We start from the raw sequence: 13,030 nt of genomic DNA, 5'->3' as shown, positions 1-13,030 counted from the left end.
CCTTTTAAGAGCAAGTTGAATAACCGTAATATTCTTTATTGCTGCTATCACTACACACTCGCACGCGAGCAGACAAAGTGTGGGAAATAAGTTTGAGGACTTTTGAAGGTTCCCCTACGGGATAAAAACGAATACTGCCTGATGACGGACGGCCATAAACGTCGTCAAAACTGATTTGGTCTGAAGCGTAGCTAGGTGTAACGACGATCCCCTCATAAGGTGTTCCTGAAAAAGAGAACAAAACTGTCCCTTCCCCCTCCGTTCCGTTATCAGTAAGCTCGATACGCCAATTACCATCACTGGATGAACTACCGGGCATGATGATGTGTGCCCAAAGTCTTTCACGCTGTAATACTGCTTCAGACTTGCCTTCAATAACAAAGCCATGCAATTCATTAGCTAAGCGCTGCATTTTGTTGGTTTCAAAAACATTTTGGAAAGATGGTGCTGCAAACGCCAATATAATACTCAGTACAGCCACAGTAATAAGAAGCTCCAACAACGTAAACCCGCGAGGCATTTCCCAAATTCCTATGTAAACGGCAAAAGGGCCGTAATTCATCTTGCACAGATGCTATCACCTGCCAAAAATAGGCGGAAAAGTGAAAAGGAAACTACTCGTGATGATTCGAATTTCTCGCTGTAACAGCTACAAAAAAAGATTGGGAGGGATGACATTGATCGAATTACTGATAGCCGTAGTGATTGTCGGGATCATTGCGGCTGTCGCCTACCCTTCTTACACCAATCATGTAATCAAGTCTCATAGGACGGTTGCCTTGAGCGATCTTAGTCGAATTCAGCTAGAGCTAGAGACATCTTATGATGGTGGGTACGACTGGAGTCATATTATCTCTGGAGGCACATGCACTCTATGTGATTCAGACACAGATAGATTTTCTTTCAATATTGCGAGCTCTGCAAGTACGGCCTATACCATTACAGCAACAGCAAAATCGGCTCTGGGACAAGACGACGACGAGTGCTTGACTGGCGCTAAAACGATTACTTTAACGTCAACAAATGTCGAAGAACCAAGTGATTGCTGGAATTAGAAAGAACACCGAGATGCAAAAAGGCCTGCATTTTAGCAGGCCTTTGTATTTGTGCTTTTCACTAACGTCTAGCTGGTTAAATCATCAAAGAACTTTTTCACACCGTTGAAAAAGCCTTCTGATTTAGGCTTGTGCTTTGTCGCCGCTTCACCACCACAAGACTCTTCAAACTCTTTGAGCAGTTCTTTTTGGCGTGAGCTTAGGTTTACTGGTGTTTCAACAACCAACTTAACAATCAAGTCACCGATACCGCCACCGCGAACGCCTTTCACACCTTTACCACGCATGCGGAACATACGACCTGTTTGCGTTTCTGAAGGTACTTTTAGGCTTACGCGACCATCTAGAGTTGGTACTTCAACTTCACCACCTAGAGCCGCCATCGCAAAGCTTACAGGCACTTCACAGTATAGGTTGTTACCATCACGTTCGAAGATATGGTGCTCTTTCACGTGCACTTGTACATACAAGTCACCCGCTGGAGCTCCCATCTCTCCCGCTTCACCTTCGCCAGATAGACGAATACGGTCGCCAGTATCAACACCTGCAGGGATCTTAACGTTAAGTGTTTTGGTTTTCTGTTTACGACCTTGACCATGACACTCATTACAAGGGTCTTTAATGATCTTGCCTTTACCGTGACAGGTTGGACAGGTTTGTTGCACTGCGAAGAAGCCTTGGCGCATCTGTACTTGACCATGACCATGACAGGTACCACATGTTTCAGCAGATGAGCCTTTCTTCGCGCCACTACCATCACAGGTATCACAGTGTACTAGTGTTGGTACTTCGATCTCTTTCGTTACACCACGAACCGCCTCTTCTAGCGTCAGTTCCATGTTGTAACGTAAGTCCGCACCACGTTGAGCACGGTGACCACCACCGCCACGACGACCACCACCAAAAATGTCGCCGAATACATCGCCAAAGATGTCGCCGAAATCAGCACCGCCGCCACCAAAGCCGCCGCCACCGAAACCACCGCCGCCTTGTTCAAAAGCAGCATGACCGTACTGGTCGTACGCCGCTTTCTTTTGAGGGTCGGTCAGAACTTCGTACGCTTCTTTTACTTCTTTAAACTTATCCGCCGCAGACTCATCACCCTGGTTTCGGTCTGGGTGGAATTTCATCGCTAGACGCTTGTACGCCTTTTTGATATCGCGCTCTGAGGCATCACGGCTTACGCCTAATACTTCGTAAAAATCACGTTTTGACATGTTCTTCGTCACCAGTTAATTACTACAAACGGCATCGATTCACCGCTTGGTGTTTGTATCGTTCTAGGTAAGTGCACTTATCCGCAACATACTTAACTAGAAAGACAGCGTTTACAAACAGACGGGCGTAAGAGTTGCCCCAAACGCCCGCACACGAAGTCTTATCGACCCCAGATGGCTTTGCAGCCATCTGGTTAAGAAATATTATTTCTTGTCGTCTTTAACTTCTTCGAACTCAGCATCTACAACGTCGTCTTCTTTAGACTGTGCATCGGCGTCAGCACCTTGTGCTTGCTGCGCTTGAGCTTGTTGTTGAGCGATTTCCATCAGTTTTTGAGAAGCGGTCATTAGTGCTTGAACTTTAGCATCGATAGCTTCTTTGTCTTCGCCTTTGCGCGCTGTTTCTAGCTCAGAAATTGCTGCTTCAATCTTCTCTTTCTCTTCTGCAGGTAGTGCTTCACCAGCTTCTTCTACTTGCTTACGAGTACCGTGAATCATTTGGTCAGCTTGGTTACGTGCAGTCGCTAGCTCTTCGAACTTTTTGTCCGCTTCTTTGTTAGCTTCTGCTTCTTGAACCATTTTCTCGATGTCTTCATCGCTTAGACCGCCAGAAGCTTGGATAGTGATCTTCTGCTCTTTACCAGTCTGCTTGTCTTTCGCTGACACGTGTAGGATACCGTCCGCATCAAGGTCAAAAGTAACCTCGATTTGTGGCATACCACGTGGTGCAGGCTGGATGCCTTCTAGGTTGAATTGACCTAGAGACTTGTTGTACATCGCTTGCTTACGCTCACCTTGTAGAACGTGGATAGTAACCGCGCTCTGGTTGTCTTCCGCTGTAGAGAAAACTTGGTTCGCTTTAGTTGGGATAGTTGTGTTCTTCTCAACTAACTTAGTCATTACGCCACCCATTGTCTCGATACCTAGAGACAGTGGAGTTACGTCTAGTAGTAGTACGTCTTTAACGTCACCAGCAAGTACACCACCTTGAACTGCAGCACCCATTGCTACTGCTTCGTCAGGGTTTACGTCACGGCGCGCTTCTTTACCAAAGAACTCAGCAACTTTCGCTTGAACCATTGGCATACGAGTCTGACCACCAACTAGGATTACGTCAGTGATGTCGTTTACTGATAGATCAGCGTCAGCTAGAGCTACTTTTAGTGGCTCAAGAGAGCGTTGTACTAGGTCTTCAACTAGAGATTCTAGTTTTGCACGAGTCACTTTAATGTTCATGTGCTTAGGACCAGTTGCATCTGCAGTAACGTAAGGTAGGTTTACGTCAGTTTGAGAAGTAGAAGAAAGCTCGATTTTCGCTTTTTCTGCTGCTTCTTTAACACGCTGCATTGCTAGTGGATCGTTCTTAAGATCGATACCTTGCTCTTTCTTAAACTCGTCTACTAAGTAGTTGATTAGGCGGTTATCAAAGTCTTCACCACCAAGGTGAGTATCACCGTTAGTCGCTAGAACTTCGAATGTTTTCTCGCCTTCAACTTCATCGATTTCGATGATAGAGATATCGAATGTACCACCACCAAGGTCGTATACCGCGATAGTGCGATCGCCGCCTTTCTTATCAAGACCGTAAGCTAGCGCTGCTGCTGTTGGTTCGTTGATGATACGTTTAACTTCTAGACCTGCGATACGGCCAGCATCTTTTGTAGCTTGACGCTGAGCATCGTTAAAGTAAGCAGGTACTGTGATAACTGCGCCAGTTACTTCCTCACCAAGGAAATCTTCAGCAGTTTTCTTCATTTTCTTAAGAACTTCAGCAGAAACCTGAGGAGCCGCCATTTTTTGGCCTTTTGCTTCTACCCAAGCGTCACCGTTGTCAGCCTTAACAATTTTGTAAGGCATGATTTGGATGTCACGCTGAACTTCTTCGTCTTCAAAACGACGACCGATTAGACGCTTAATTGCAAATAGCGTGTTTTCTGGGTTAGTTACTGCTTGACGTTTCGCAGGTTGACCTACTAGCGTCTCACCGTCAGTGTAAGCAATAACCGATGCAGTAGTACGTTCACCCTCTGCGTTTTCAATTACACGTGGTTTGTCGCCGTCTAATACAGCAACACATGAGTTAGTAGTACCTAAGTCAATACCAATGATTTTACCCATCTGGCTATCTCCGAATAAATTCTATTTTCGTTTGGTTATAACCCCAATGTGGGGGGAGGAGAATCGGGTTTCAACCCTTGCTCACAAACAAAAATAATCAATGTTTGCTTCTCTATGCCACATAGATAAGGGCGGCAAAATGCTTTTCAAGGGCAGAATTAAAAAAAAGCGTCTTTTTTCGAAATTTATGTGTTTCTTTCTGATTAGTTGGGAACTCGTCACACTGCTGTAGCGCAACAAAACACCATTTCTCAGGTAAATGTATTTATGCCCGACTCTTCCTAAACAAAAAAACGAGCTCATAAGAGCTCGTTTCAATATTAGGGTTAAAATAAATGATTCAAGACATTAAGCGTTCGCTTGAGCAGGCTCAGCGTCAACGCCTTCTTCTTTACCAATCTCACCTTCTGTTTTTGCAACAATGGTGTTTACCGCCGTGTCGCCCACAACGTTTGAAGACGTACAGAACATGTCATTAATACGGTCAACCGCAGCAATAATTGCCAAGCCTTCAGGTGGTAAGCCTAGTTGGTGAAGCAAAACGCCTACCATTACCACGCCGCCTCCAGGAACGCCACCAGCACCAATAGATAATAGAAGAATAGTTAAACCAAGCGTGAAGATGTCTGCGGTGTTAATTGGCTGGCCAAAAGCGTTCGCAACAAACATCGTTGCTAGAGCAATATAGATAGACACACCAGACATGTTCATCGTTGCGCCCAGTGGTACACCGAAGCCAGCAACCGATTTAGAGACCTGAAGCTTTTCTGTCAGTGTTCGCATCGTTACCGGGATAGTCGCGTTTGAGCTCGCGGTAGATAAAGAGAACAGAATCTGCTCACGAGTTGCACGTAGGAAAGTCTTTGGAGAGGTCCCTGTCGCAAGACTTACTGCCATTGGATAGAAGAAGAAGATCCAGAACACCAACATCGCAACCACCAAGGCCACATAACCAGCCACGGACATCAATGTATTGGCGTTTAGTGTTGCACCCAATTGAATCATTAGCGCGAACACACCATATGGCGCAAGACTCATCACTAACCCAACCAGTTTCATCATGATTTCATTTGCCATTTTGAACGTGCGGATGGCAGGACCACCACGAGAATCCAAAGCTTGAATTGCAAGACCTGTCAGAATTGCCATGAAGATGATTTGCAGCATGTCGCCGTTAGCAAACGCTTGTACTGGGTTGCTAGGAACAATGTTAACAACTAGAGAGAAAATGTCCGGCGTTTCTGTCGTCGTCAGCTGTACGGCCTCAGATACCGTTCCTGCCAGATTAGCACCCGCTCCTGGCTGGAAAATCAAACCAACAGTCAAAGCCGCCGTAATCGCAATGATGGTGTTAAGAATGTAGAGGGTAAAAGTTTTTCCACCAAGACGACCAAATGCACTGATGTCTTTCAAGTCAACAATGCCGCATACGATTGAAACGTAAACTAAAGGAACAACAAGCAATTTGATCAGCGAGACAAACATGCCGCCAACGCCTTCTGCTGCTCCAAGTAGGTATGTATCAAAAATCGCAATACCGCTAAATAAGTACTGAATTGCTGTTCCGAGCACAAGGCCGGCAAACAAGCCTATAAAAATCTTACTAGAAAGCGATTTATCCATTATAAATCTCCGATATGTTGTGTTTGCTATTTACATCTTTGTAGTTATATATGCTTACTTTTAAAGCATTAGTCGCAAATCATACACACGAAGGTTACAAAATAAAGTGATAATTTACATTTTTGTTAACGGAATTGTTGTAGAAAAAATGACTATCTTTACATTCCTATGCAGGACAAACATTCACACAACGAATGATTACAATTACTTATAGCCCTCTTCGTTCATAAACACGCAGTGAGATGAGAAGAAATCTCCTATAGGAAAATAATTAACCAATAAGAAAAAATATGAAGGGGATCAAACTTCCATTTTATCGATATACAATGAAGCTCATTACAACAACTTACGTTTAAAACAAAAAAGCGCCCATCAAAAAATGATGGGCGCTTTATATTTGAAAACAGGCAGTTAAGGTTATTTAGCAACCATTACCATTGCCGGACGAATCACACGGCCGTTTAGTTCGTAGCCTTTTTGCATAACAAACATAACTGTGTTTGATTCATGATCAGGGCTTTCCTGAATCGACATCGCTTGATGGAACTCTGGGTTAAATGCTTCACCTTCAGGGTTGATTGCTTTCAAGCCAAATTTCGCCACAACGTCGACAAACGTTTTGTGTGTTAACTCAACACCTTCTAGGAACGGCTTAACCGTTTCATTCTCTGTATCTGCCGCTTGAATTGCACGCTCTAGGTTATCAATAACAGGAAGCAACTCTTCGGCAAACTTGTTCAACGCAAACTTACGTGCTTTATCGATTTCTTGCTCAGTACGACGACGCATATTTTCTACTTCAGCTTTAGAACGCAACACCGCATCTTGCTGCTCTTTTACTTTTGCCTCGCTAGACAGTAGTGCCGCTTCTAGTTGAGCAATCTTAGCGTCTGTCTCATCACCAATTTCTTCAAGCTCAGCTTCTACTTCTTGTGCTTCAGCTTCTACTTTTTCAGCCTCTTCGATGATTTGATCAAGCTCTTCTTCTGTAACTTTGTTTTCTTCGTTGCTCATGATATCTCCAGAATTCAACATAATGCCCTTAAAGCCATGCGCGTTTTTGCGGGCTTTAACCACATAAAAATTCGCATATTTAGGTGACTTGCCATTATTATGGGGATGAAGATTCCTGATTCAAGCCTCTTTAATGCGGAAATGCTATGAAAAATCCATGTAACGTGATCGCGATTATCGGAAAACCAAGAGATCAACAAGCAATTCAAACTCATAAAGAGTTGTACCAATGGCTGACCTCTGAAGGCTATAAAGTATTTATTGACGATCGCCTTGCCGCAATACTGGATGATATCCCGCAGAGTCAATTTGCCAGTTTAGTTGAACTAGGAAAAAATGCCGATCTAGCCATTGTGGTTGGTGGGGATGGCAACATGCTAGGCGCGGCAAGAATTTTATCCCGATTTGATGTTCCAGTCATAGGGGTGAACCGTGGAAACCTGGGCTTCTTAACTGACTTAAACCCAGACGAGTTCCAAGCGTCTCTGCAAGCGGTACTCGACGGTGAGTATATTGAAGAAGAGCGCTTTCTCTTAGAAGCGGAAGTACACCGTCACGGGCAAATTAAAAGCCACAACGCTGCGCTAAATGAAGCTGTACTTCACCCAGGGCAAATTGCCCATATGATTGAATTTGAAGTGTACATCGATGAAAGCTTCGCCTTCTCTTTACGAGCCGATGGTTTGATTGTCTCCACACCAACGGGCTCAACTGCATATTCGCTTTCTGGCGGCGGTCCAATTCTTTCTCCTAGCTTGAATGCCATTTCACTCGTGCCAATGTTCCCTCATACCTTGTCGAGTCGACCTTTGGTGGTTGATGGAAAGCGTCGAATTAAATTGGTGGTGTCACCAGAAAACCGAGGAACACAAGAAGTTAGCTGTGATGGACAAGTGTCTCTCCCTGTTTCTCCAGGCGACGAAATCCACATCTATCAAAGTCCAAATGTGCTCAAACTCATCCATCCCAAAGACTACAGCTACTATCACGTTTTACGTAACAAGCTTGGTTGGTCTAGTAAATTGTTCTAACACTTGTTACTCAGGGAAATGACTTCAATAAAAAAGCCAGTAGCTTAATTGCCACTGGCTTTTGGCTTTCTTAGACAAGAAATAGACACAAAGTAGTGAGGCGACACGATATTTGCTGTCATTAAAGAGAAGTTTATAAATTTTGATCCTGTGGGCAAAGTTTACACAAAAGATAGAAAAGCAAATTCAATGATCTATGTCCGGTGATATTCTCACCATGAATAGAGTATTAACTCTATTTCATAAAATCAATAAAGGACATATTATGAAGAAAACCATCATTCTGTCTGTTCTCAGTACATTAGCACTTATTGGCTGCCAATCAGAGGAAACGCAAGTCAACAGTGTATCCAACGCAAAAGCGGAAGATATCACTAAGACGAAGCGTGCCCTCGCTCAACAATTGAGTGAGAACTATGCTGCCATTGAACCCATGTTGAGAAGAGATATTACTCCACAACAGACTAGCGTCTCTGTATCAGCATTTGTTCAACAAAACCCCAACTCCGAGTTTAGCCGTCAGCTTGTACAAGCTGACACTCAAATTCGTAGCTGGAAAGGTATTTCTGAATACTCAGATCAGTTGCTGGAAGTTCGTTTAGCGAATGAGAGCATGATATCAGCATGGCAAAGTGGCGAGGTCGAGCCATTATTTGCATTTGAACCAAGTGGTGATGATGAGAATTGGCAATACATCGAAGCATTTGATGTTTATGGCAACATCCATCAACTCGATGTTTACCAGCTCCCTGATGTACCTGTACTTGTCGTTGATAACAACAGCTCTGCAGAGCTAAAGGCTGGCTTGCAAGCTATGCAGGCTGAAATGAAAAAACTCGGTCAGCCTACTTTAGTTCAGCCGTATTTTTCTGATGAACAGCGTCAAAATGCACCGCTATTGTCAAGTAGCACTGTGGACGAAGCGACTCCAATTCAAACCACGCAGTTGAAAAAGATCCGTCTAGCCGATGACAAAGAACCTTGGATCTCTGGCAAGGCAGAAATCTACGCTATCGTAACGGGCGTCAATCCAAGTCGTGATGAACCTACTCTCGATTTAGTAGAGCTTCCATACTTAGACTACGATAACCAAGATTACTACCCAAATCAGATCATTATTCACTGGTCTCGTTACCGTTGGGGCGCTGCGGACATCGTGCTCATGGAACAAGATGATGGTACAGACTATAAACAGTTGGCAAAACTCCTTGTTCAAGTTGCTGGGGAAGTGCTGAAAGCGATTCCAGATCCAGAAGTTCAGGCTTACGCGATTATTCCGCAAATCACGAATAAGATCATCGACACGATCCCTGACGGCGTCCTAACGAATGATGATGACTTCGTCGACGTTTACTACACACTAATGCAAGACACATCATACGTGGATCATCCAGGTGCTGGTGTGAATGCAGTAGTCACATTAGAGCCGCTCACGATTAACCCAACTCGTCCGTAACCTGTTCAATTTTAATGAGTCGTTGTAATCACTTCGGCTCATTTTTCCCACTTCATCACAAAAAAGCACCCCACACAGAAATTTTTTCCCACCTGTCTTTACTGTATAAAGAAACAGTATATACTGTTCTCTTATACAGTATTGTTCAGTTATACAGGTAAATAAAAAATGCTGGCTCATCTAAGTGTTAATAATTTTGCGATTGTTAAGTCTTTACAACTCGAGCTGTCTAAGGGCATGACCACCATCACAGGTGAAACAGGCGCGGGTAAATCCATTGCTATCGATGCTTTAGGGCTCTGCTTAGGCGGACGAGCCGATGCTGGCATGGTTCGACAAGGTGAAGAAAAAACCGAAGTTAGTGCCGCTTTTTTACTGGACAACAACCTACATGCAACGCGTTGGCTAGAAGATAACGATCTGCTTGATGGCAGTGAATGTATTTTGCGTCGCATCATCACAAAAGAAGGTCGCTCAAGAGCCTTCATTAATGGCAGTCCTGTCCCACTATCACAACTCAAATCTCTAGGGCAACTGCTGATCAATATCCATGGGCAACACGCTCATCATCAATTGATGAAAAGCGAACACCAAATGGCTATGCTCGACCAATATGCAGGTCATCTAAACCTACTAAAAAGCACACGAAGTGCTTACCAGCATTGGCGTCAGGCAGACAATAACCTCAAGCAACTAAAAGAAAATAGCCAGCAAAACCAGGCGCAAAAACAATTGCTTGAATACCAAATCAAAGAACTAAATGAGTTATCGCTAGGTGAAGAAGAATTTGCAGAGCTCGAGCAAGAGCACAAACGACTATCCAACAGTGGTGAACTCGCCACTACCTGTCAGCAAGCCATCGAACTTATTTACGAAGGTGAAGAAGTCAATGCGCTTGGTATTTTGCAATCGGCCAATCACTCCCTAATTCAACTAGCTGAGTTAGATGAAAAGCTATCTGAGCTACCCAACATGTTGTCAGAAGCGATGATTCAACTGGAAGAAACGAAGAACGAATTACGCAGTTATCTAGATGGCATCGATGTGGATCCTGCTCGTATGGCTTATGTAGAAGAACGTTTTTCTAAAGTGATGTCTGTTGCTCGCAAACACCACGTGATGCCAGAAGAACTATACCAACATCACCAAGATCTTCTGGCTCAAGTAGAAGCGTTAGATTGCTCTGATGAACGTTTAGATGAACTCGCGCAAGAAGTGGAACAAAAGTACCAAAGCTTCCTAAACCAAGCAGAAAAACTACACAAATCACGCAGCCGTTACGCTAAAGAGCTGAATAAGCTGATCACGCAAAGCATGCACGAATTGAGCATGGAAAAAGCGGTATTCAATATCGAAGTCAGCAATGAAAACACGCACCCATCACCACTTGGCATGGACAGTGTGTGCTTCTTAGTATCGACTAACCCAGGGCAACCATTGCAACCTATAGCAAAAGTTGCGTCAGGCGGTGAGCTATCACGCATCTCTTTAGCTATCCAAGTGATTACCGCTCAGAAAGTGGATACACCAAGCTTGATCTTCGATGAGGTGGATGTCGGTATTAGTGGTCCAACAGCAGCAGTCGTCGGCAAAATGTTACGCAAGCTTGGCGAGTCTACTCAGGTATTATGTGTCACTCACCTCCCTCAAGTTGCGGGGTGTGGCCATCAACAAATGTTCGTGGCTAAACAAACCAAAGCTGGCCAAACCGAAACACAAATGCACGCATTAGATGAACAACAGCGTGTGGCAGAATTAGCTCGCCTACTTGGAGGTAGCCAAATTACAGATTCTACCCTTGCAAACGCCAAAGAGCTCCTCATCGCCGCTTAGCCATGCTCTTCCAAAGATAGAGTCACGAACACTGCTCCGTGACTCTACCTCCCCCATCACCATATCAAAGTGCTTGGGTGCTGATTCCCTTTCGAAATAATGGTCAGTACCACCCCATAGCTCAATAACTTGGCTATTTGTCATTAGTTACCGCTTAAACTGGATAGAAAACCGCTCATCGACATAAACATACATGTGAGAGAATCAATAAATGCAACTCAACTCAAAATTCGTTGTCAGATTTCCTATCATACGACGCATAGCTTTTTACATCTGCGTCGAGCTTGTTTATTATCAGCGCAGTATTTTAAAGGTTACTAAGAAATTATTATGCAATTAAAGAAGTGGTTAGTTGCCGTACCATTAGCAATGACATTGCTGACAGGATGTTCGGTATTGGAAAAACTGGTTTATCGCATTGATATCAACCAAGGCAACTATGTAGAACAAAGTGCGGTAGATAAATTAAAGTTTGGGATGACTAAAGCACAGGTTCGCTTCGTACTAGGGTCGCCAATGCTTATTGAAAACGGCTACCCAAACACTTGGTACTACATCTATCACCATACTCCTGGTCACGGTGATCCAGTGCAAAAAGACCTGATCGTTAACTTTAACGATCAAGGCACACTCGCAGATATCAGCGGTGACTTCCCAAAAAGTGACGCTTTTTACGAACAGATTCAGTAAACGACTTTTGCAAAAAACCTCTCACATGAGAGGTTTTTTATTATCTAGATATCGCGCAATCACACTTTGAATCAATGACGACGCCATCCATTGGGACTGATATCAAGTCTACTTATTCTTACGTACAGAGCTAGGCTTGCCACCGGTGACAGGGTCTGCACTCCCCTCGGCTTTAGCCTGCTCCGCCCGCTTACGACGAATCTCTTTCGGGTCTGCGAGTAACGGACGATATATCTCTATTCGATCTCGATCTCGAACGGTCGCATCTAACTTCACATTACGACTAAACACACCCACTTTATTCTTAGATAAATCAATTTCAGGGTATAACTCTAACACGCCAGATTGTCGAATGATCTCTTCTACCGTTGCGTGATTATTCACCACTAAATTAAATACACGCTGTTCATGAGGAAGAGCATAGACAACCTCTACGTGAATCATATCTGACTCAATACTCATAACACTCGTAGACCTGTTTTGCGCGTTTAGTGAATGCATTTACCATGTTACTGGTAAGCTCGTTAAAAACCTTACCGAAGGCCATCTCAATCATTTTACTTGAGAATTCAAACTCAAGCTTTAGCTCAACCTTGCAAGCTTGCTCATCTAGCGCGGTAAAAATCCAACCACCACGCAATGTCTTAAACGGACCATCCACCAAGTTCATCATAATTGCTTGGCCTGGGATCAGCTCATTTGAAGTAGTAAACGTTTTGCTGATACCAGCCTTCGCCACATCGACAGAAGCCACCATACCATTACCCGAAGACTCAATGATTCTAGAGCCCGAGCAACCAGGCAGAAACTCAGGGTATTTAGCAACATCGTTAACCAGATTGAACATCTGTTCAGCACTAAAAGACACAAGCGCAGAACGGCTGACTTGCTTCATACATACTCCTATCGATACATGTACAGATTTAAAGCTCCTGCCAATTTTACTTTTATTCCACGATTGCGCAAATAAAAGGATTTCCTATCCGATATCCA

Annotated in this window: 12 protein-coding genes; 5 read left to right on the top strand and 7 right to left on the bottom strand. The window is 43.9% G+C overall.

The window, feature by feature from the left end:
* Window positions 1-4: 4 nt before the first annotated feature.
* Window positions 5-520: a GspH/FimT family pseudopilin gene (locus tag ACWPOD_RS18500; RefSeq protein ID WP_167394139.1), complete on the bottom strand. Its 516-nt coding sequence runs from the start codon at window positions 518-520 to the stop codon at window positions 5-7.
* Between the two features lie 103 nt (window positions 521-623).
* On the opposite strand from ACWPOD_RS18500, the gene ACWPOD_RS18495 reads away from it, so the two are divergent.
* On the top strand, window positions 624-1,055 hold the full coding sequence (locus ACWPOD_RS18495; protein ID WP_047010170.1) for a type IV pilin protein: 432 nt from the start codon (window positions 624-626) through the stop codon (window positions 1,053-1,055).
* A gap of 68 nt (window positions 1,056-1,123) precedes the next feature.
* On the opposite strand, the gene dnaJ is transcribed toward ACWPOD_RS18495, so the two are convergent.
* From dnaJ to grpE, 4 genes are all read right to left on the bottom strand, one after another.
* Window positions 1,124-2,272 (bottom strand): molecular chaperone DnaJ, encoded by a 1,149-nt coding sequence (gene dnaJ / locus ACWPOD_RS18490; RefSeq protein WP_005391453.1) that lies wholly within the window; start codon window positions 2,270-2,272, stop codon window positions 1,124-1,126.
* A gap of 204 nt (window positions 2,273-2,476) precedes the next feature.
* Window positions 2,477-4,390 (bottom strand): molecular chaperone DnaK, encoded by a 1,914-nt coding sequence (dnaK, locus tag ACWPOD_RS18485; protein WP_005391455.1) that lies wholly within the window; start codon window positions 4,388-4,390, stop codon window positions 2,477-2,479.
* Window positions 4,391-4,738: 348 nt separating this feature from the next.
* Window positions 4,739-6,013, bottom strand: coding sequence for a dicarboxylate/amino acid:cation symporter (locus ACWPOD_RS18480; RefSeq protein ID WP_012842090.1), 1,275 nt, complete (start codon window positions 6,011-6,013; stop codon window positions 4,739-4,741).
* Between the two features lie 417 nt (window positions 6,014-6,430).
* Complete coding sequence (gene grpE, locus ACWPOD_RS18475; RefSeq protein ID WP_012842091.1) at window positions 6,431-7,027, bottom strand: nucleotide exchange factor GrpE; 597 nt, start codon at window positions 7,025-7,027, stop codon at window positions 6,431-6,433.
* Between the two features lie 146 nt (window positions 7,028-7,173).
* Here grpE and nadK point away from each other — a divergent pair, with 146 nt between their 5' ends.
* The 4 genes from nadK to bamE all read left to right on the top strand — a co-directional run bounded on the left by nadK (window position 7,174) and on the right by bamE (window position 12,037).
* Window positions 7,174-8,058, top strand: coding sequence for an NAD(+) kinase (gene nadK, locus ACWPOD_RS18470; RefSeq protein ID WP_005391462.1), 885 nt, complete (start codon window positions 7,174-7,176; stop codon window positions 8,056-8,058).
* A 265-nt stretch (window positions 8,059-8,323) separates the two neighbouring features.
* Window positions 8,324-9,514, top strand: coding sequence for a DUF3103 domain-containing protein (locus tag ACWPOD_RS18465; protein ID WP_456232123.1), 1,191 nt, complete (start codon window positions 8,324-8,326; stop codon window positions 9,512-9,514).
* Between the two features lie 168 nt (window positions 9,515-9,682).
* A complete protein-coding gene (gene recN / locus ACWPOD_RS18460; RefSeq protein WP_104971335.1) occupies window positions 9,683-11,347 on the top strand; it encodes a DNA repair protein RecN in 1,665 nt (554 codons plus the stop codon).
* 330 nt (window positions 11,348-11,677) lie between these two features.
* Window positions 11,678-12,037 (top strand): outer membrane protein assembly factor BamE, encoded by a 360-nt coding sequence (gene bamE / locus ACWPOD_RS18455; RefSeq protein WP_005391468.1) that lies wholly within the window; start codon window positions 11,678-11,680, stop codon window positions 12,035-12,037.
* 108 nt (window positions 12,038-12,145) lie between these two features.
* On the opposite strand, the gene ACWPOD_RS18450 is transcribed toward bamE, so the two are convergent.
* Window positions 12,146-12,499, bottom strand: a complete 354-nt coding sequence (locus tag ACWPOD_RS18450; protein ID WP_114323832.1) for an RnfH family protein — start codon at window positions 12,497-12,499, stop codon at window positions 12,146-12,148.
* Complete coding sequence (locus ACWPOD_RS18445) at window positions 12,489-12,932, bottom strand: SRPBCC family protein (protein WP_005391473.1); 444 nt, start codon at window positions 12,930-12,932, stop codon at window positions 12,489-12,491. Before ACWPOD_RS18445 ends, ACWPOD_RS18450 begins: the two co-directional genes overlap by 11 nt.
* Window positions 12,933-13,030 lie beyond the last annotated feature (98 nt).

This window comes from Vibrio sp. JZG120 (assembly GCF_053890955.1).
Note: the sequence above shows the minus strand (reverse complement) of the source record. Positions and strands in the feature narration are given on the sequence as shown.